The sequence below is a fragment of the Micromonospora vulcania genome (genome assembly GCF_042658605.1).
Lineage (GTDB): Bacteria > Actinomycetota > Actinomycetes > Mycobacteriales > Micromonosporaceae > Micromonospora > Micromonospora vulcania.
The window spans coordinates 429,130-448,177 of the sequence record NZ_JBHSQS010000001.1 but is presented as its reverse complement, the minus strand read 5'-3'; the positions used below and the strand labels follow the sequence as shown (position 1 = coordinate 448,177).

The 19,048-nt window shown below is 72.6% G+C and carries 18 protein-coding genes; 4 read left to right on the top strand and 14 right to left on the bottom strand.

Annotated elements, in window-relative coordinates; translation table 11 throughout:
• Positions 1-141: 141 nt before the first annotated feature.
• The 3 genes from ACFQGL_RS02190 to dapE form a co-directional block, all read right to left on the bottom strand.
• Positions 142-687 carry an LOG family protein gene (locus ACFQGL_RS02190; RefSeq protein WP_377504416.1) on the bottom strand — a complete coding sequence of 182 codons (546 nt, stop codon included), beginning with the start codon at positions 685-687 and terminating at the stop codon, positions 142-144.
• Entirely contained in the window at positions 687-1,550 is an 864-nt protein-coding gene (locus tag ACFQGL_RS02185; protein WP_377504413.1) for an LOG family protein, read from the bottom strand. Before ACFQGL_RS02185 ends, ACFQGL_RS02190 begins: the two co-directional genes overlap by 1 nt.
• A 398-nt stretch (positions 1,551-1,948) precedes the next feature.
• Complete coding sequence (gene dapE, locus ACFQGL_RS02180) at positions 1,949-3,025, bottom strand: succinyl-diaminopimelate desuccinylase (protein WP_377504410.1); 1,077 nt, start codon at positions 3,023-3,025, stop codon at positions 1,949-1,951.
• A gap of 135 nt (positions 3,026-3,160) precedes the next feature.
• On the opposite strand from dapE, the gene dapD reads away from it, so the two are divergent.
• Complete coding sequence (gene dapD, locus ACFQGL_RS02175; RefSeq protein ID WP_377504407.1) at positions 3,161-4,120, top strand: 2,3,4,5-tetrahydropyridine-2,6-dicarboxylate N-succinyltransferase; 960 nt, start codon at positions 3,161-3,163, stop codon at positions 4,118-4,120.
• 51 nt (positions 4,121-4,171) lie between these two features.
• On the opposite strand, the gene ACFQGL_RS02170 is transcribed toward dapD, so the two are convergent.
• The gene (locus ACFQGL_RS02170) at positions 4,172-7,486 is read right to left on the bottom strand and encodes a S8 family serine peptidase (protein WP_377504404.1); all 3,315 of its coding nucleotides are present in this window, start codon (positions 7,484-7,486) and stop codon (positions 4,172-4,174) included.
• A 140-nt stretch (positions 7,487-7,626) separates the two neighbouring features.
• On the opposite strand from ACFQGL_RS02170, the gene ACFQGL_RS02165 reads away from it, so the two are divergent.
• On the top strand, positions 7,627-8,184 hold the full coding sequence (locus ACFQGL_RS02165; protein WP_377504401.1) for a sugar O-acetyltransferase: 558 nt from the start codon (positions 7,627-7,629) through the stop codon (positions 8,182-8,184).
• 24 nt (positions 8,185-8,208) lie between these two features.
• On the opposite strand, the gene ACFQGL_RS02160 is transcribed toward ACFQGL_RS02165, so the two are convergent.
• Genes ACFQGL_RS02160 through fdxA form a run of 5 tightly spaced genes read right to left on the bottom strand, consistent with a single transcriptional unit; the run spans position 8,209 to position 11,992 of the window.
• Positions 8,209-8,856 (bottom strand): nucleoside/nucleotide kinase family protein, encoded by a 648-nt coding sequence (locus ACFQGL_RS02160; RefSeq protein WP_377504399.1) that lies wholly within the window; start codon positions 8,854-8,856, stop codon positions 8,209-8,211.
• Entirely contained in the window at positions 8,856-9,506 is a 651-nt protein-coding gene (locus tag ACFQGL_RS02155; RefSeq protein WP_377504396.1) for an SIMPL domain-containing protein, read from the bottom strand. The genes ACFQGL_RS02160 and ACFQGL_RS02155 overlap by 1 nt, the downstream gene beginning before the upstream one ends.
• A 10-nt stretch (positions 9,507-9,516) precedes the next feature.
• Positions 9,517-10,545, bottom strand: coding sequence for a prephenate dehydrogenase (locus tag ACFQGL_RS02150; protein ID WP_377504393.1), 1,029 nt, complete (start codon positions 10,543-10,545; stop codon positions 9,517-9,519).
• A 17-nt stretch (positions 10,546-10,562) separates the two neighbouring features.
• Complete coding sequence (gene dapC / locus ACFQGL_RS02145; RefSeq protein WP_377504693.1) at positions 10,563-11,669, bottom strand: succinyldiaminopimelate transaminase; 1,107 nt, start codon at positions 11,667-11,669, stop codon at positions 10,563-10,565.
• A complete protein-coding gene (fdxA, locus tag ACFQGL_RS02140; RefSeq protein ID WP_007464872.1) occupies positions 11,666-11,992 on the bottom strand; it encodes a ferredoxin in 327 nt (108 codons plus the stop codon). The genes dapC and fdxA overlap by 4 nt, the downstream gene beginning before the upstream one ends.
• 79 nt (positions 11,993-12,071) lie before the next feature.
• Between fdxA and ACFQGL_RS02135 the strand changes: the two genes are divergently transcribed.
• The gene (locus ACFQGL_RS02135; protein ID WP_377504390.1) at positions 12,072-13,112 is read left to right on the top strand and encodes a GNAT family N-acetyltransferase; all 1,041 of its coding nucleotides are present in this window, start codon (positions 12,072-12,074) and stop codon (positions 13,110-13,112) included.
• Positions 13,113-13,179: 67 nt separating this feature from the next.
• Here the strand turns inward: ACFQGL_RS02135 and ACFQGL_RS02130 are convergent, their stop codons facing one another.
• The 3 genes from ACFQGL_RS02130 to mshB form a co-directional block, all read right to left on the bottom strand.
• Complete coding sequence (locus ACFQGL_RS02130; protein WP_377504387.1) at positions 13,180-13,644, bottom strand: hypothetical protein; 465 nt, start codon at positions 13,642-13,644, stop codon at positions 13,180-13,182.
• A gap of 81 nt (positions 13,645-13,725) precedes the next feature.
• Positions 13,726-14,160, bottom strand: a complete 435-nt coding sequence (locus ACFQGL_RS02125) for a hypothetical protein (protein WP_377504690.1) — start codon at positions 14,158-14,160, stop codon at positions 13,726-13,728.
• 17 nt (positions 14,161-14,177) lie between these two features.
• Positions 14,178-15,104, bottom strand: coding sequence for an N-acetyl-1-D-myo-inositol-2-amino-2-deoxy-alpha-D-glucopyranoside deacetylase (mshB, locus tag ACFQGL_RS02120; RefSeq protein ID WP_377504385.1), 927 nt, complete (start codon positions 15,102-15,104; stop codon positions 14,178-14,180).
• Between the two features lie 86 nt (positions 15,105-15,190).
• Here mshB and ACFQGL_RS02115 point away from each other — a divergent pair, with 86 nt between their 5' ends.
• Complete coding sequence (locus tag ACFQGL_RS02115) at positions 15,191-17,353, top strand: S9 family peptidase (protein ID WP_377504383.1); 2,163 nt, start codon at positions 15,191-15,193, stop codon at positions 17,351-17,353.
• A 354-nt stretch (positions 17,354-17,707) separates the two neighbouring features.
• On the opposite strand, the gene ACFQGL_RS02110 is transcribed toward ACFQGL_RS02115, so the two are convergent.
• The gene (locus ACFQGL_RS02110) at positions 17,708-18,880 is read right to left on the bottom strand and encodes a helix-turn-helix domain-containing protein (RefSeq protein WP_377504381.1); all 1,173 of its coding nucleotides are present in this window, start codon (positions 18,878-18,880) and stop codon (positions 17,708-17,710) included.
• Complete coding sequence (locus tag ACFQGL_RS02105; RefSeq protein WP_377504379.1) at positions 18,870-19,034, bottom strand: hypothetical protein; 165 nt, start codon at positions 19,032-19,034, stop codon at positions 18,870-18,872. The genes ACFQGL_RS02110 and ACFQGL_RS02105 overlap by 11 nt, the downstream gene beginning before the upstream one ends.
• Between the last annotated feature and the right edge of the window lie 14 nt (positions 19,035-19,048).

Here is a 19,048-nt window from a genome sequence, read left to right as displayed (position 1 = left end):
CATCCCATCAGACCCGTACGACACCCCACCCCACCCCACCCCACCCCATCCAGCTCCATCGATCATGAAGTTGGCGACGCGACACGCCGACAGCGGCGCCTACAACTTCATGATCAACGGGGACGGGAGGGCCGCTGGGGGTCAGGTTAGGTGGGACTCTAGGGCGTCCAGGGCTTCGGGGACGGTGGTTGCCACTGTTACCAGGTCTTGGCCGGCGGGCTTCAGGAACTGTTGGTCGGCCAGCGTGGTGAGCCAGTCCAGCAACGGCCGGTAGAAGCCGTCGGTGTCGATCAGCACCATCGGCTTGGCGTGCAGCGCGAGGGTGGCGGTCGTCCAGACCTCGAACAGCTCGTCGAGGGTGCCCAGCCCGCCGGGCAGGGTGAGGAACGCGTCCGACTTGTCGATCATCAACGTCTTGCGGCTGGCCATCGAGTCGGTCACCAGTAACTCGTCCGAGCGCAGGTCGGCGACCTCCAGGTCGACCAGCGCCTGCGGGATCACGCCGAGGGTGCGCCCGCCAGCGGCGCGGGCGCCGTCGGCCAACGCGCCCATCATGCCGACGCAGCCACCGCCACTGACCAGCGTGTGCCCGCGCCGGGCCAGCTCCGCGCCGGTCTCGGCGGCCAGGTCCAGCCAGCGCTGGTCGAGGGTACGGGAGGAGGCGCAGAAGACGCAGATCGCCGCCATCAGCCCTCCCGGGTCTGGTCGGCCGCCTGCTCGGCGGCGGCCTGCTGATCGGCGCCGGTGCGGGCGACCGCCTCGTCACGGACCGCTTCCTGCTCGGCGGAGAGCGCCGCCTCGGCCTCGACGATGTGCCGGACCGCCGCGTTGACGTCGTCGGTGACGCAGATCAGCTCCAGGTCGACCGGGCCGATCTTGCCGTCGGCGGCCATCGTGTCGCGCAGCCAGTCGAGCAGCCCCTGCCAGTACGCGGACCCCATCAGCACCACCGGGAACCGGGTCACCTTGCCGGTCTGCACCAGGGTGAGCGCCTCGAACAGCTCGTCCATGGTGCCGAACCCGCCGGGCAGCACCACGAACGCCTGCGCGTACTTGACGAACATGGTCTTGCGGGCGAAGAAGTAGCGGAAGTCGATGGCCAGGTCGACCCACTCGTTGATGCCCTGCTCGAAGGGGAGCTCGATGCCGAGCCCGACCGAGAGCCCACCGGCCTCGCTGGCACCCCGGTTGGCGGCCTCCATCACACCCGGACCACCGCCGGTGATCACCGCGTAGCCGGCCCGGGCGAGCGCGCCGCCCAACTGCTCGGCGAGCCGGCACTCCGCGGTGTCCGGGCCACTGCGCGCCGAGCCGAAGACGCTGACCGCCGGCGGCAGGTCGGCGAGGGTGTCGAAGCCCTCGACGAACTCGGAGAGGATGCGTAGCGCCCGCCAGGCGTCCTTGGTCTTCCAGTCACCCCGCCCACGCGAGTCCAGCAGCCGCTGATCGGCCGTGCTGCTCGGAATCGAGCCCCCACGCAGCGTGACCGCACCCCGGTGTCGCTCCTGCCCCGGACCGCGGCCGGCCTCCCGCCTCTTGCTCTGGCTCATGGGAGCAACCGTAGTGGAGCAGCACCTGTCGGGTGCGCGGGGCGGGAACGCGCAGAAATAGTTCGGGATCATGGGCAACTATTTGGCCCTCCCGTACGTCTTACTATTCACATACCGGGTATGCCCCGGCGCGCGCCTTCGGGGGAGGAGACAGCGTGATCAGTAACAGCGAGATGATCCGGATCCGTCGCCAGATGCAGCGACGGATCCGAGACGTGGTGGCCGAACGCCGCCGTACCCGTCAACTCGATCCACCCCACTCCCCCATCCCCATGACCACCCCTTCCGGAGCTGATCAAGAGGTTTGCGTCGCCGACAACGGGCCCGGCTGACGCAAACCTCTTGATCACCGAGGGCCCGCACGGGCCGGCCCTCGGGGACGGGGTTAGGCGGCGGGGTTAGGCGGTAGGGGCTAGCCAGCGGTGCAGGGTTGCCGCGCCGTCGCGGATCTTGCTGATCTCGACGTGCTCGTCCTTGTGGTGGGCCAGGTTCGGGTCCCCCGGGCCGAAGTTCAACGCGGGGATGCCCATGGCCGCGAAGCGGGCCACATCGGTCCAGCCCAGCTTGCCGATCGGCGCCGCGCCGACCGCCGCCAGGAACTCCTTCGCCGGAGCCGCCTCCAGGCCCGGTGCGGCACCGGCCGCAGCATCGGTCACCGCCACCTCGAAGCCGGCGAAGACCTCCCGCAGGTGCACCTCGGCCGCCGCCGGGTCGCGGTCCGGCGCGTACCGGTAGTTGACCTCGATCTCGCAGCGGTCGGGGATCACGTTGCCGGCCACACCACCGTTGATCCGCACCGCGTTCATACCCTCACGGAACTCGCACCCCTCGATGGTGACCCGGCGCGCCTCGTACGTCTCCAGCCGGCGGAGCACCTCACCCGCGGCGTGGATGGCGTTGACCCCGCGCCAGGAGCGCGCCGCGTGAGCCCGCTCACCCGTGGTCCCCACGATGGCCCGCATGGTGCCCTGACAGCCCGCCTCGACGATGCCGTACGTCGGCTCCAGCAGGACCGCGAAGTCCGCCTCCAGCCACTGCGGGTACGCCTGGGCGACCAGGTTCAGCCCGTTGAACTCCGACTCGATCTCCTCGGCCTCGTAGAAGAAGTACGTCACGTCGTAGCGCGGGTCGGGCAGCGTCACCGCCAGGTGCAGCGCGTACGCGACGCCGGACTTCATGTCCGAGGTGCCGCAGCCGTACATGAGGTCGCCGCGCATGGTCGACGGGAAGTTGTTGTTCAGCGGAACCGTGTCGAGGTGCCCGGCCAGCACGATGCGCTGCGACCGACCCAGGTCGGTGCGCGCCATCACGGTGTTGCCGTGCCGGTGGGTGGTCAGGTGCGGTACGCCCCGCAGCACCTCTTCGACGCAGTCGGCGAGCGCCTTCTCGTTGAGGGACACGGACTCTATGTCGACCAGGGCGCGCGTCAGCGCCACCGGATCGGCGAGGACCTCGGGGGTCAGCGGGTTCTCCATGCTTCGCACGGTACCTTCAGGTCTGTCGGCGCGAGGAGTGAGCGTGCGGTCCCCCAGGGCGAGCGCGAGCTGCGAGCTTGCGAGCGCCGCGGCAGTCAGCAGAGGCCAGCCCGGCCGCGACCGAGAGGTGAAACAGTGACGTCCGCAGATTCCGCGTGGGGTATCGGCCTGGCCACCGTCACGGCCGACGAACAGGTGCTCGACACCTGGTACCCGACCGGCAAGCTGGGCCTGGGCGAGCTGCCCCTGGTCGCCGGTGAGAACAAGGCGGACGTGCTCGACCTGCCTCCGGGCGCGCTCGGCGACCGGTCGCTGCCCGGTCTGCGTACCGTGCAGGTGGTGACCGTGATCGGCGCGCTGGACGACCCGATCAAGGACGCCCCCGACGCGTACCTCCGGTTGCACCTGCTCTCGCACCGCCTGGTCCGGCCCAACCAGCTCAACCTGGACGGCATCTTCGGCAAGCTGGCGAACGTGGCCTGGACCTCCGCCGGGCCGTGCCCGCCGGAGCGGGTGGACGAGCTTCGGGTGATCGAACGCGCCGCGGGCCGCCACCTGGCCGTGTACGGGGTGGACAAGTTCCCCCGGATGACCGACTACGTGGTCCCCTCCGGCGTGCGGATCGCCGACGCGGACCGGGTCCGGCTCGGCGCCCACCTGGCCTCCGGCACCACCGTCATGCAGGAGGGCTTCGTGAACTTCAACGCCGGCACCGTCGGCACCTCGATGGTCGAGGGGCGGATCGTGCAGGGCGTGCTGGTCGGCGACGGCTCCGACATCGGCGGCGGCGCGTCGATCATGGGCACCCTCTCCGGCGGTGGCACCGACCGGATCAGCATCGGCGAGCGGAGCCTGGTCGGCGCGAACGCCGGAGTCGGGATCTCGCTCGGCGACGACTGCGTGGTCGAGGCCGGCTGCTACATCACCGCCGCGTCGAAGGTCACCCTGCCGGACGGCCGGGTGGTCAAGGCCCGCGAGCTGTCCGGCGTCGACGGCCTGCTGTTCTGGCGCAACTCGGTGACCGGCGCGCTGGAGGCCCGACCGCGCAGCGGCCAGGGCATCGAGCTCAACGCCGCCCTGCACGCCAACGACTGACGGACCCGCCGGGTCCGCGGCGCTCGGCCGCGGACCCGGACGGGGTACGCCTCAGCGCAACCGGTACGCCTGGATGATCCGCTGGGTCACCGTGTTGCCGTCGGCGTCCCGGGCGGTGGCCCGCAGGGACGCGTAACCGGACCCGGACGGATGCCGGACGGTGGCCGTCCAGCCGTGCCCGCCGTGCCGGACCTGGGCGGGTTGCCAGCTCTGGCCGCCGTCGTAGGAGACGTCCACGGTCAGCCCGGTCACCCGCGACGCGGAGACGCCGGGTTGCCGCTGCACCTGCACGGGGATGACCAGGCTCCGGCCGGCCGGGGCAGCGTTGTCCCGATCCAGCGGTGGCGTGAACCGGATGGCCGACACCGGCAGTGGCCGGTAGTCGTCGCCGGGGGCGTGCCGGGAGCGGAACGTCCATACCGTGCTGACATCGGTGCTCAGATCGATGAAGCTGCGCTTCGCCGACACCTCCAGCCGGTAACCGGCGGCGCCGGGCGGCACCGCGAACTGCCCGTAACCGGGCTCCGGCACCTCGCCGACCAGCACACCGTTGCGGTAGAGGGCGGTCCGTGCGCTGTCGGCGACCGAACCTCCGGCGTGCCCCTCGGCGTCACTGTGCAGCGGCACGTCCACCTGGATCTCGTCCCCGAGCCGGGTCACGCCCTGTCCGGGCCAGCGCGGCACCGGGAAGGACGGCCCGTACGGCGCGGTGTTCCAGCTCTCCCGGGTGTGCCGGCCGGGCCGGTACGCCTGCGGTTCGGAACGCAGCCCCGCCTTGATGTCGGTCCACCCGTCCTCGGTGGGAACCCCGAGCATCAGCTCCGTGGACCACCGCACGCCTCGGGTGTTGTAGTGCTCGACCCGCTGCCCGGGTACCTCGGTGGGCAGGCCGACAGCCCAGCCGCCCAGGTCCGGATCGAGGTGCGGGAAGACCACCCGCTCCCCGACCAGGCCCGGGTAGCCGCCCCGGAACTGGTGCGTGACGCTGGCCAGGTCCCCACGCCGGTAGGTCTTGTCGAAGCCGGTCGGCATCCGGCCGCGGAAGCTCTCGGCGAGCGCGTACAGGTAGGGGCTGTTGGTCACCTCCGGTTTCGCCCACTGGCTGCTCACCGTGGCGACGAACCGTTCAGCGGACACCGCTCGACCGAGGTGCCCGGTCGCCAACCCGGTGAAGTCGGACGAGAGGATGCCGAAACCGTAGAAGTTGCCTTCGGCACCGAGGAAGACCGCCCCGATGTCGACCAGTTCCGGTGCGGCCGAGGGCTCCGGAACGGCGGTACGCACCGGCCGGGCCTTGCGGGCGTCGACGGTGACCGCCGTGTCGTCATCGACGACCAGCTCCGGTTGGGCCAGCTGGGCGAGCCCGTCCTCGGCGAAGAGAAGGCTGACGAGCCCGTAGCGGCCCTTGGGCACCCGGACGTCGACGGTGCCGTCCGGGTCGTACAGGTCATGGGTGACGAACGTCTCCAGGTTGACCAGCACGGTGGTGTGGTCGGTAGCTGCCGAGCCCGACGCGTCCAGGTGGCGCACCGTGACCTGGTAGCTCTCCACCTCCCGGTTGACCGCCACCGGGGTGACCGCGACGGCGGTACCGGAGCGGGCCACGATCCGTCCGGTCCAGTAGCCGTCCGAACCGAGGCGGGTGTCCACGGTGACGGCGGTCCCGGCGGTGCCGCCCGCGGGCACGGTGAGCTGGCTCGTGCCGAGGGTGAACATGCCGGCCGGCGCCGGCTGGCCGTCCGGGCCGGTCACCTCGGTGGTCAGGGCCAGGGTGACCGGGTCCGGGCCGTCGTTGCGCCAGTCGACCTGCCGGGTGACCGGGGCGTCGTCGTCGTGCGGCCAGGCCGGCTGGCCGAAGGAGACGCTGACCGGGTCGCTGGACACCCGCTGGGTGATCGCCCGTGCCACGTCGACCCGGCCGGCGCCCTGCTGGTAGGCGGTCTGCTCCGGGTGCGGCTTCGCCGAGGCCATCAACGTGGCCTTGAGTTGGGCCGCTGCCCAGCCGGTGTGCTGTTGGGCGAGCAGCGCCACCGCGCCGGTGACGTGCGGCGCGGCCATCGAGGTGCCGGAGAGCGACACGTACCCCTCGCCCACCGGCTCACCGAGCAGCGTGCCCTCGCCGCGGGCTGCCACGATCTCCACCCCGGGCGCGGTCAGGTCCGGCTTCAGCCCACCATCGCCCACCCGGGGGCCACGGCTGGAGAAGTCGGCCAACGCGTCGTCGCGGTCCACCGCACCCACCGAGAGCGCGGCATTCGCGGTGCTCGGAGAGCCGACCGAGCCGTCCGTCCCGGCGTTGCCCGCCGAGATCACGAAGAGCGCCCCGGTCTGCGCGGTCAGCGATTCGACCGCTGCCTCCAACGGGTCGACCTCGGGCGTGTCGGATCCGCCCAGACTCATGTTGATCACATCTGCGTGCACATCGACGGCGGCCCACTGCATGCCCGCCAGGATCGCCGACTCGGAACAGCCCTGGTCCTCGCAGACCTTGCCGGCCAGCAGCGTGGCGTCCGGGGCGACACCCCGGTACTTGCCGCCGGCGGCGGCGCCGCTGCCGGCGATGATCGAGGCGACGTGGGTGCCGTGGCCGACGGTGTCGCCGGTCTCGGTGGCCTCGGTGAAGTTGTGCGACTCGGCGATCCGGCCGGCCAGGTCGGGGTGGCCGGCGTCGACGCCGGTGTCCAGCACCGCCACGCGTACGCCCTGGCCGGTGAAGCCCGCCTGGTACGCCGCCGGCGCGCCGATCTGCGGCACGCTGTGGTCCAGCGTGACGTGACGACGGCCGTCGAGCCAGATCCGGTCGGCACCCCCTGCCGTGCCGACCCGGGCGCCGGTGCCGGTGAGCGCCGCCCAGACCGTCGCGGCCCGCTGCTTGTCGGCCGTCGCGGCGACCCCGCCGATGGCGGGCAACTGCGCGGTGACGGCCAGCCCGGCGGGCACGGCGACGCGCTGCCGGGCACCCGCCTGACCGGTGACCAGCAGCGGCAGGTGGTCCCGGTGGACGTCGTCGTACCCGGCCGCGATCAACCCGGTCACGTCGAACAGCCGCCGGTCGACCCGTCCGGCGCGGACCAACGGCAGGGCATCCTGCGGCAGCACGGTGAGGTTGCCGTGCTCGCGGCTGGTGAGGAAGCGAATGTGCGTACGCCCGGGGCCGGGTTGGACGGCGGCGGAGCCGGACGCGGTGACGGTGACCCGGTCCCCGGTGAGCAGGGTGACGGTGCTCGGCGACGGGGTGCCGGCCGCGGTTCGGGCGGCCGTGTCCGGGGTGTTGGTGGCGGTGGGTGGACCGGCGATGGCGGCCGTCGGGCTACCCAGCACGAGGGCGACTACGGCGACGGCGGCGATTCTCTTACTTCGATGCAACGGATCCTCCTCGATGGAGCGTCATTACCACGGGAGATGCATTGACCGAGGCCAGTGTTGCATACCGAGTATGTACAATGGAGTCCTAAAAAAGACGAACCCGCCAACCCGCACCGGGCCGTACCGGCATCATCAGCCGGGTGACCTCCATGAAGGACCGGATGCTCGCGGGCGAGCCCTACCTGGCCGACGATCCCGAGATCACCGCCGACCTGGACCGGGCCGCCCGACAGATGGAACGGTTCAACACCAGCCCAGCGGCAGACCCGGCGGCGCGTCTCACGGCCCTGCGTGACCTGCTCGGCGAGCTGGGCGAGGGCACCTGGGTCCGCCCACCCTTCTACTGCGACTACGGCTGGCGGATCCGGATCGGGCCACGCAGCTTCGTCAACTATCACGCGGTCTTCCTCGACGTCGCCCCGATCACCATCGGCGCGGACGTCCAGGTCGGGCCGAACGTGCAGTTGCTGACCCCGACCCACCCCGTCGAGCCGGGGCCGCGCCGCGACAAGTGGGAGGCCGCCAAGCCGATCACGATCGGCGACAACGTCTGGCTCGGCGGCGGCGCGATCGTGCTGGCCGGCGTGACGATCGGCGCGAACACCGTCGTCGGTGCGGGCGCGGTGGTCACCAGGGACCTGCCCGCCAACCTGGTCGCGGTCGGCAACCCGGCCCGGCCGGTACGTCAGCTGGAGTGACCGGAACCTGGCCCGGCAGTCCGCTCAGACGGGCGGTGACTCGGTCAGGCGTACCACCAGGTCGGCACCGCCTGCGGTGCCGGTGACCAGCGCGGCGTTGACCTCGTCACTGCCCAACGCCCAGGCCCGCGCCTGCTCCGGCGACCGCCCGTACGCCTCGTGCCGGGCGGTCAACCGACGCTGACGCACCTCGACGTCCAGATCGAGGAACCAGACCTCGTGCAGCAACTGCCGGATCTCCTGCCACGGGAAGTCCGGAAGCAGCAGATAGTTGCCCTCGGTCACCACCAGCCGAACCGACGGCGGCACCTCGATCGCCCCGGCCACCGCCTCCTCGATATCGCGGCGGAACTCCGGCGCGTAGACCGAGGTCGGCTCCAACCGGCGCAACCGGCGCAGCAGCGAGACGTACCCGTTGGCGTCGAAGGTGTCCATCGCGCCCTTACGGTCGGCGCGCCCCAGCCGGAGCAGCTGCGACTGCGCCAGGTGGAAGCCGTCCATCGGCACCAGCCGGGCCGTCGGACCGATCTCGGCGACGATCCGCTCGGCCAGTGTGGACTTGCCGGCGCCGGGCGCTCCGGCGATGCCGAGCAGCTGTCGGGGGCCACCCTCGGCCAGCACCAGCGCCCGTGACACCAGCGCGTCGACGGACATCGTCTGGGCCGGTGGCATCAGCCCAGGACCGGGTCGCTGATGGTGAACCGCGCCTGCACGGCGGCCTGCACGGTCTGCGGCTGCGGGTCCAACTCCAGCTCCGGCGGCCCGCCACCCGCCCCGCCGCCAGGGGCGAACGCCGCGCGAGCGAACATCGGGCGCTCCGCCGGACCGGCGTCGGCCAACTCGATCAGCGCGGTGACCCGGGCGCCGAGCGCTTCGGCGTACTCCCGGGCGCGAACCAGCGCATCGGTGATCGCGGCGTGCCGGGCCTCGCGATGAGCGGGGCTGTCCGGGCGTAGTTCCCACCAGGGACCCGCCACCTCGACCTGGTCCTGATCGGCCAGCCGGAGCATCAGCTCGCCGAGGGCGGTGAAGTCGGTGACGGTGACCGTGGTGCTGACGCTGCCGTGCCAGGCGACGACCCGTTCGCCCGAGCGTCGGGTCTCCGGCCAGACCCGCAGGTCGCCGGTCTCCCGCCGGGCCACCGCCGGCCCGGAGCCGTCCAGCAGCACCCGGACGGCCGCGGCCCGCTCGGCGAGCCGGGTCAGGGTGGCCTCCCGGTCCCGGTCCCGAGCCGTCGCGGTGACCGCGAACCGGGCCAACTCGGGAGGCACCTCCCGGTACGCCTCGCCGCGTACCTGCACCACCGGGCCGTCCACCGCCATGCCCCTCACCCTAGTCAGCCAGCGGAAGCGACGCGCTGTAGGAGACGGTGTCCGCACCGACCTGGCACCCGGTCAGGTGCCCACCGGCCTCGCCCAGCCCACGCAGCCAGGTCACCTCGGCGGTGTGCTCGCCGTCGGCCGGGAACTGCTGGTCCCGCCCGGTGAACCGTCGGTCCAACAGTGTCGACCGGGCCGCGCGGGCCTCCTCGTACCGAGCGGTGAGCGCCGCCGGGTCGCCGGCCCGCAGAGCGGCGGCCAGCCCGTCCAGGAACTCCTGGACCTCGGTCAGCTCGGCCAGCACCCGGGCCTGGTTGCCGAGCAGCATGTTCGCGACCTGCTTCGCCGGGGTGCTGGCCACCCGGGTGCCGTCCCGGAAGCTGCCCGCGGCGAGCGCCAGCACCGTCTCCCGGAGGGACGCGCGCTGCGCTGCTCCGGCCAGCGCGCCGGCCAGCAGGTGTGGCACGTGCGAGGCGAGCGCCGCCGCCGAGTCGTGCGCCGACGCCGACAGCGGCACCACCCGGGCCTCGAACAGCTCCACCAGCAACCCGGTCAGCCAGCGGAAGGCGTCCGTCGCGGGCCCGGGCGCCGGGCAGAGCACCCAGGCGGCACCGGCCAGGAGCGCCGCCGAGGCGGCGGACAGACCCGGGGACTCCGCGCCGGCCATCGGGTGCCCGGGTACGAAGCGGTCGGTGAGCCCAAGCTGGTCGGCCACCTGGGCAACCTCGGACTTGGTGCCACCGACGTCGGTGAGCACACAGCCCGGCGCGGTCATGGTGGCCAACTGGGCCAGCGTCCCCGCCAGGGTGGGCAGCGGGCCGCAGAGGAAGACCACGTCCCGACCCGCCACGGCCTGCTCGATCGTGGCCGGGGCGGCCAGCCCGCGGGCGCGGGCCAGCTCGCGGGTTGCCGGGTCGGGATCCCAACCCGCCACGTCCAGACCGGCGTCGGCCAGGCGCAACAGCACCGAGCCGCCGATCAGGCCGGTGCCGACCACCGCCGCCCGGACTCCCGCGTACCGCCCGGTCAGGCCGTCGGTCATCGCCGATTCCGAGTGGGTCAGGCCCGCAGCCGGCCGGCGACGGCGGCGACGTGCTCGTCGGACTCGGTCAGCGCCACTCGGACGTGCTGCCCGCCGGCGGGACCGTAGAAAATGCCGGCGGCGGCCAGGATGCCGCGCCGGGCCAGCCAGTCGACCGTCTGCCAGCAGTCCTCGCCCCGGGTCAGCCAGAGGTAGAGGCCGGCCTCCGAGTGCTCGACCGTGAAGCCGGCCTCGGTGAAGGCGGCGGTCAACACCGCGCGCCGCGCGCGGTAGCGCTCCCGCTGCTCGTCGGCGTGCTGCTCGTCGCGCAGCGCGGCCACCATGGCCGCCTGCACCGGCGCGGGCATGATCATGCCAGCGTGCTTGCGGATCTTCAGCAGCTCGGCGACGAGCGCCGGGTCGCCGGCCACGAACCCGGCCCGGTAGCCGGCGAGGTTGGACCGCTTGGAGAGCGAGTGCACGGCGAGTACCCCGTCGTAGCTGCCGCCGCAGACCTCCGGGGACAGCACCGAGACCGGCTCCGCCGACCAGCCGAGCGACAGGTAGCACTCGTCGCTGGCCACCACCGCGCCGCGTTCCCGGGCCCAGTCGACCACCTTGCGCAGGTGCGCCGCGGGCAGCACCCGACCGGTCGGGTTGCTCGGCGAGTTGACCCAGACCAGTCGTACCCGCGAGGTCGGCCCGACCGCGGTGAGCGAGTCGGCACGGACCACGGTGGCACCGGCCAGTCGCGCCCCCTCCTCGTAGGTGGGGTACGCGATCGACGGCACCACCACCACGTCGTCAGGGCCGATGCCGAGCAGGGTGGGCAGCCAGGCCACCAGCTCCTTGGAGCCGATGGTCGGCAGCACACCGAGACCGTCGGCTCCGGCGCCACAGGCCCGGACGACCCACGCCGAGATCGCGTCCCGCAGCGCCGGGGTGCCGGCGGTCAGCGGATAGCCGGGAGCGTCGGAGGCGTCGCTCAGCGCCCGCCGGATCACCTCAGGCACCGGGTCGACCGGCGTGCCCACCGAGAGGTTGATCAGGCCCTCCGGATGCGCCGCGGCCACGGTGGCCGCGGCATCCAGGGTGTCCCAGACGAACTCGGGCAGTCGCGACGAGACCGGCGCGGGCCGGTTCAGTGGCCCTCGCCGCGCGGCGGCTGGGCGGCGACGAAGGTGGCGTCCTTCTCCACCTTGCCGATCTTCGAGGCGCCACCGGGCGAGCCCAGGTCCTCGAAGAACTCGTAGTTGGCGCCGGTGTAGTCCTTCCACTGCTCCGGGACGTCGTCCTCGTAGAAGATCGCCTCCACCGGGCAGACGGGCTCACAGGCACCACAGTCGACGCACTCGTCGGGGTGGATGTAGAGCATCCGGTTGCCCTCGTAAATGCAGTCGACCGGGCACTCCTCGATACATGCCTTGTCGAGCACATCCACGCACGGCTCGGCGATGATGTAGGTCACCGGTCTTCTCCTCCGCAAGACACGCCGCGATCTCCCGCGACGGTTAGAGCCTAGTATCTCGCCGGGGAGGGGGTCGATCGTGCTCCGACAGCAGGATGTGGGACACCGGATCGTGGTCCGCCGGATTGTGGGGATTCGCGAAGGCCGGCCGCTCTTCTCCGACGCTCTCGGCGAGCTGGTCGAGTTGAGCGAGACTCATCTCACGCTGGCCACCGCCCAGGGCCGGCTGCAGGTTCCGGTGGCGCAGGTGCACCGGGCCAAGCGGGTACCGCCGACCCGCCGGCCGACCGCCGCGGCCGTGGTGGCGTTGGAGCGGGCGGCCGACGAGGCGTGGCCGGCACCGACGCGCGACCGGCTCGGCGACTGGCTGCTGCGCTCGGCCGAGGGCTGGACCGGGCGGGCCAATTCGGCGCTGCCGATCGGCGACCCGGACCGGCCGTTGCCGGCGGCGGTGGACGCGGTCGAGCGCTGGTACGCCGACCAGGGCCAGCCCGCGAAGATCAACACTCCCCTGCCGCTGGCCGCACCGGTCGGCGCCGAACTGGACGCCCGGGGCTGGGCCAGCAACCCGCCCGTCCTGGTACAGACCGCGCGACTCCCGCTGACGGCAGCGACGGACGCCAGCCGCACGCCGACGCCCGACTCACCGACCGCCTCTGGCGTGCCGGTCGAACGCGCCCTGACCGATCCGGCCGGCACGGCGGCCGAGCGCGCCGCCGTGACCGTTGAGCTGACCGGCACGCCGAGTGAGGCGTGGCTCGCCATCGCCGCCGGCCGCAAGGGCGGGCTCCCGGACGCCGCCCGACACGTGCTCACCGCCGTGGAGCAGATCCGCTTCGCCCACGGGCACGTCGACGGCACGCTGGTGGCGATCGGCCGGGGCACGGTGACCGGGCAGGGGCGCTGGCTCGGGCTCAGCCTGATCGAGGTGCTGCCGCCAGCACGCCGGCAGGGGCTGGCCCGGGCGGTGATCGGCGCGCTGGCCGGTTGGGGCGGCTCGGTCGGCGCGACCCACGCGTTCCTTCAGGTCGAGCAGCGCAACGCCGGTGCGGTGGCGCTCTACCAGCGGCTGGGTTTCGTCACCCACCACACCTACCTGACCCGGACCGCCCCGCACTGAACCCGGGACATCCACTCGACTTCCCGATTCTGCGGGGTACCCGCGTGACCGGGACACCCCGCACGACTCAGCGGCGGACGACCCGGCGTGGCTTCGCGGCCTTGACCTCGGTGAACCGCTTGAGCTGCTCGGAGCGGTAGTCGCGCCCGAGCGCGGTGAGCACCAGGTAGCCGATCAGCACCCCCGCGCCGGTGGCGAGCAGATAGAGCCAGATCTGGGCGAAGAAGGTCCCGGCCCCGCCAGCGAACGGGCTGTGGCCGACGAACAGGGGCCCGACCAGCACGGTCAGCACCATCGCCACCAGCACCGCGAGGGCCACGTCGGCCAACCAGACGGCCAGCGGCCGGCGGCGACCCCAGCGGAAGGCGACCGCGGCCAGGATCAGCCCGATCACCACGAACATCACCAGCGACACCCGGTCGGCGGCGGCATCGTCACCGTCGAAGCCGAATCGGGTGATCAGCCGGGCCACCACGTTGACCGCGAACAGCGCTCCCGCGAGCACCCCGACGTCACGCCACCGTCCGTCCATCGCACGACCTCCCGCCGTACGCCCCGTTGCGGGGCAGCATCTCTGGCAGGAATATCTACCACCCTTACCTGGGTGGCGTCATCAGCCACCCAGCGCGGGCGGTGGGGCGAGGATCTGCCGGAAGCCCATCACCGCGAAGGTCATCGCACCGGCCACGATCATGGCCAGGCCGACCCAGTTGTCGCCGGCCAGCAGCAGGTCACCCTCGGTGGTCCGGATAGCCGCCACGGCCATCAGCGCGAACCACGGCACCGCTGGCAGCGCCACCGCCCACCGGCGGCCGACGACCTCGTGCGCGAACCAGCTCAGCGCGATGTTGGCCCCGACGGCGAGCAGGGCCGACACACCGATCAACTGCCCGCCGACGCGGACCGTGGCCAGCAACAGCTCCAGCACCCCGGTCAGCACCCCGGCCACCACCACGATGACCGCTCCGGCCACCCGCAGGCCCAGGTCCAGCACGCGCGACGGTGGCCCCGCCGGCGGCGGGGAGTCCTCGTGCTGCTCGATCGACATCGACGCGGCGGGCAGGGTCACCGGAGACCAGCCGCCGCGACCGGAGACCGGTCCGGGTCGAGCTGGTCGGGCAGCCCGGCGAAGAGGTCGTTCTCCCAGCCGTACGGGCCCGCGCCCGGGCCTCTCTCGCCGACCGCGAGGGTGAAGTACTCGATGCCCATGAACTCACCGCCGAAGTTGCCGGCGATCGAGTAGAGCCAGGAGTTGGCCGGGATCTGGGTGGCGTGCGCCCGCATCGCGGCCTCCTTGGCCGCGTGCTGGTCGGTGCCGTCGATCATCGCGGCGATCTGGTCGTCCGGGGTGCCGAAGGGCAGGTCGGCAGAGTCCTCGATGCCGGCGAACGGGTTGTCCGAGGACTCGGCGAAGTGCGTGAGACCGGCCTCCAGCACGCTGCTCGGCATGGCCGTCCAGTAGACCTTGGCCGGAGCGCAGCCCTCGATCGCGGCCAGCTCGACGGCGCGCATCGCCACCCGGTGCGCCTGGATGTGGTCGGGGTGGCCGTAGAAGCCGTTCGGGTCGTACGTGATCAGCACCTGCGGGCGTACCTCTCGCATGATCTCCACCAGGTGCCCGGCGGCCTCGTCGAGGTCGGCCTGCCAGAACGCGCGGGGGTGCTGGTTGGTGGCGAGGCCCATCATCCCCGAGTCGCGGTAGCGGCCGGCGCCGCCGAGGAAACGGTGGTCGGTGACGCCGAGCGCGACGCAGGCGGCGGCCAACTCGGCGACCCGGTACCCGCCGAGCTGGTCGGCCTCGGCGGCGGCGAGCTGGGCCAGCGCCGGTACGTGGATCTCGCCCTCCTCGCCGAGCGTGCAGGTCACGAGCGTGACGTGGGCACCGTCGGCGGCGTAGTGGGCCATCGTCGAGCCGGTGCCGATCGACTCGTCGTCGGGGTGCGCGTGGACCAGCAACAGGCGGCGGTCGGGCAGCGTCGTCACGACGGTCACTCTAACCGGCGGTTCCGCCCGGCCGACGCCAACGCGTCCGCCCAGGTCGGCCACATCACCCTCGGGACCGCTCTACGATCTGGCCTGTGGACTTTCCGGAGCTGGCCGCCCGCACACGCCGGTTCAGCCACGGCGCGCCACGCGCTGTCTCGGTGGCCGAGGACGGCTCCCGGGTGATCTTCCTGCGTTCCGCGGGTCCGGAGGATCCGGCGGACGCGCTCTGGCTGCTGGACGTGGCCACCGCCGAGGAGCGGCTGGTCGCCGACCCGGCCACCCTGCTGGGTTCCGGCGGTGACGTCAAGGCGCTCTCCCCCGGCGAGCGCGCACTGCGCGAGCGACTGCGGCTCAGCGCCGCCGGCATCGGCTCGTACGCGCTGGACGCCGTCGGCCGGGTGGCGGTGTTCGCGCTGGCCGGCCGGCTGTTCCGGGCCGATCTGGTGCACGGGGACGTGGTGGAGGTGGCCGCCGTCGGCCCGGTGCTGGATCCGCGTCCCGACCCGACCGGGGAGCGGTTGGCGTACGTGACCGACGCGGCCGAGGGCGTTCGCCGGGGCGAGTTGCGGGTGATCGAAGCCGACGGCACCGACACCCTGCTGGCCGGCGAGGACGCCGGAGTGAGCTGGGGTTTGGCCGAGCACATCGCGGCCGAGGAGTTCGGTCGGTTCCGGGGCTACTGGTGGGCGCCGGACGGGCGGGGGGTGCTCGCCGCCCGGGTCGACGAGTCCCGGCTGGACCGCTGGCACCTGCACGACCCGGCCGACCCGGCGAGTGCGCCGACCGCCATCGCGTACCCCCGGGCGGGTGGACCGAACGCGGAGGTCAGCCTGCACCTGCTCGACCTCAACGACGGCTGGGTCGACGTGCACTGGGACCGCGAGACCTACCCGTATCTGACGGCGGTCAGCTGGGTCGAGGGCAGCCCGCTGATCACCGTGCTGCGCCGTTCGCAGCAGCATGGGCTGGTGCTGGCCGTGGACCCGCGGACCGGCGAGACGCAGGTGCACGCCGAGCTGGCCGATCCGCGCTGGGTGGAGCCGATCGCCGGCACCCCGGCGCACCTGCCGGACGGCCGCGTGCTGGTCGGCGGCGAGCTGGCCCACGACGGGTACGACGCGCGCTGCCTGTTCGCCGACGGCACCCTGCTCACCCCGCCCTCGCTGTACGTGCGGCGGGTGGTGGGCCGGCTGCCGGCCGCCACCGGGCCGGCCGACCTGCTGGTGGAGGCGAGCGACGGCGAGCCGAGCGAGCGGCACCTGTTCCGGGTCCGCACCACGATCGGCGGCGGGGTGGAAGCCCGCCGGCTCACCACCGACTCCGGCTGGCACACCGCCGCCGTCGGCGGGGACGTGCTGGTGGTCGGGGTCGCCTCGCTCGACCACGCCGGTGTGCGGTGGACGGTGCACCGCGGCGACCGGGAGGTGGCCGAGCTGCGTTCGCTGGCCGCCACCCCGCCGTACTCGCCGCTGCCGCTGCTGGAACGGGTGACCGACCGGCGGCTGCCGGCGGCGGTGCTCTACCCGGACAACCACGTCACGGGCCGGCGGCTGCCGGTGCTGCTGGACGTCTACGGCGGCCCGGGGCACCAGGAGGTGGTGGCCGCCCGGGCGGCGTGGCTGGAGCGGCAGTGGTGGGCCGACGCCGGGTTCGCGGTGGTCACCATCGACAACCGGGGTACGCCGGGAGTGGCCCCGTCGTTCGAGAAGGCCATCCACCGACGGGTGGCCGACGTGATCCTGACCGACCAGATCGACGCGCTGACCGCACTCGCCGGCAAGCACCCCGACCTGGATCTGGGCCGGGTGGGGGTACGTGGCTGGTCGTTCGGGGGGTGGCTGGCCGGGCTGGCGGTGCTGCGCCACCCCGAGCTGTTCCGGTGTGGGATCGCCGGCGCCCCGGTGACCGACTGGTTGCTGTACGACACCGCGTACACGGAGCGTTATCTGGGGCTGCCCGAGGACGGGATGGACGTCTACGCCCACCACTCGCTGGTCGAGCTGGCCGCCGAGCCGGTCGTCGGCTCGGACCAGGCCCGACCGTTGCTGCTGGTGCACGGCATGGCGGACGACAACGTGGTGGCCGCGCACACACTGCGGCTCTCCGCGGCCCTGCTGTCCACCGGCCGCCCGCACGCCGTGCTGCCGTTGACCGGTGCCACCCACATGGCCGCGAACGGCACCGCCGAACGGCTACTCCCGCTGGAGCTGGATTTCCTCCGTACCCATCTGGGTGAACCCGCCCAGCTCGGTTAATCCGCTCAATATCGCCGACATCGAGTGGAGCCCGAGACAGGATCGCACCCGCAGACCTCCGTGCCGCAGGCGCCGGACGAAGTTGGCCGCGCGCGCCGCAGATGTCATCGTGCCTTCGGCGTCGCCGCAGGTGCGCCACGCAGGGTTGACGACGCTCGCGTCTACCTACTCGTGAATCTTGGACACTTCCCGTTCGCGCAGGACGGAAACTGTCCAAGATCTCCATGCGAGGGGCTGACCTTTCCTTGATCTTGCAGTTACTTTCTCGATGTAGAGGGCATTTCGCGCATCTCGGCGACCAAAACTGCAAGATCGGGGCGGGCGGGCGAGGGGCTTCTCCCGACCTGGGGTGAGCTACACGACTCCCAGGGCGACGGCGAGTTGGGTGATCCTCGGTGGGGCATCCGGCTCGCGGGCGACCTGGGCGACCACGTCCCGGCCGGCTGGCCGGTGCCGGATCTCGGCGGGCGCAAAGCTGTCAGCCTGCAACAAAACCCGCGCCGCGTTGGTCGGGTCGTTCGTCCGCAGGTAGGCGCGCGCCGCGTCGATCAGGTGCGCGGCGCGGTGCTCGACCGGCAGCCACCGCCACCCGTCCCGCCCGATCGCCTCCTCGTGCCGGGCGACCGCCTGCGGCCCGTCGCCCAACTCGACGGCGGCGGCGACCCGCGCCAGCTCGACGGCCGCCGGCCCGAACGCCGTCCGATAATGGTCGTGCCCGTCGCCCACTCGGGCGCCCAGGTCGGCGGCCTCGCCGAGCAGGGTCCCGACCACCCGCTCGTCACCCGCCCTGGCCGCGATCAGGGCGGCCTGCACGAGCAGCGATCCACGCAGCGATGACATCTGCTTGTCGGCTGGTCCGATCTGGTCGGCGGCGGCCAGCAGCACCGGCCTCGCCCGCGCCGACGCCCGAAGCACCTGACCGAGCTGCACCGCCGCGCACGCCAGCAACACCCGGTCACCGGCGGCGGCGGACATCGCCCGGTCGGCGGCCAACCATGCGAGGCTCCCCTCGTCTAGCTTGACCAGCAGCGCCGCCGTCACCCGATACGTCTCCACCACCGCCGCCCGCCCGGCCTCCGAGTCCTGAGCGTGGGCGCGGTGCACCTCGGTCACCAACGCGGGCAACAGCTCGACCAGACGCGGATACCGGGCATGCTGGTAGGTCATCCACACATGCCGCACCTCCCGAACCAGCCAATCGGCCGACCTCACCTCACGGCTCGTCGGGCGACCAAAAGCCATCGAGTACGCCGACAGCGCCGCCCGAATCCGCGCGACGCCTTCGCGGCGCTCGGCCACCTCGGCGGGCTGGGCATCACGACCGAGCAGGGCCGCGGCATCGACCCTCAGCACCGCGGCGACTTCCCGGATGGTCGACACCCGCTCCAGGGAACGGACCCCGCGCTCGACCTTGTCCACCCAGCTCTTCGACTTGCCCAACCGATCCGCGAACGACTGCTGCGACAACCGCCGCCGCACCCGCAGGTACGCCACCCGCCGACCGATCGGGACCGGATCACCGCCCACCACGCCACCGCCGATCCGGCACCGCCCGAGTCGTCTCGTCCACCGGTATCCGCTCGGCCTCGGCCTGCGCCAGCAACCGGCGTCTGGCTTCCTCCCGTTCGGCAGCGTCGAGCCGCTCGCCCCGGGTGAGCAACTCGTCATCAGAATTGGGCATCGGCACCTCCGCTG

Coding starts and splice junctions, on each gene's coding strand:
- ACFQGL_RS02160 (WP_377504399.1), bottom strand. CDS start 8,856: ATGCCACCGGCCCAGACGATGTCCGTCGACGCGCTGGTGTCACGGGCG.
- ACFQGL_RS02125 (WP_377504690.1), bottom strand. CDS start 14,160: ATGTCGATCGAGCAGCACGAGGACTCCCCGCCGCCGGCGGGGCCACCG.
- ACFQGL_RS02105 (WP_377504379.1), bottom strand. CDS start 19,034: ATGCCCAATTCTGATGACGAGTTGCTCACCCGGGGCGAGCGGCTCGAC.
- ACFQGL_RS02150 (WP_377504393.1), bottom strand. CDS start 10,545: ATGACCGACGGCCTGACCGGGCGGTACGCGGGAGTCCGGGCGGCGGTG.
- ACFQGL_RS02185 (WP_377504413.1), bottom strand. CDS start 1,550: ATGAGCCAGAGCAAGAGGCGGGAGGCCGGCCGCGGTCCGGGGCAGGAG.
- ACFQGL_RS02155 (WP_377504396.1), bottom strand. CDS start 9,506: ATGGCGGTGGACGGCCCGGTGGTGCAGGTACGCGGCGAGGCGTACCGG.
- dapE (WP_377504410.1), bottom strand. CDS start 3,025: ATGGAGAACCCGCTGACCCCCGAGGTCCTCGCCGATCCGGTGGCGCTG.
- ACFQGL_RS02130 (WP_377504387.1), bottom strand. CDS start 13,644: ATGGACGGACGGTGGCGTGACGTCGGGGTGCTCGCGGGAGCGCTGTTC.
- ACFQGL_RS02190 (WP_377504416.1), bottom strand. CDS start 687: ATGGCGGCGATCTGCGTCTTCTGCGCCTCCTCCCGTACCCTCGACCAG.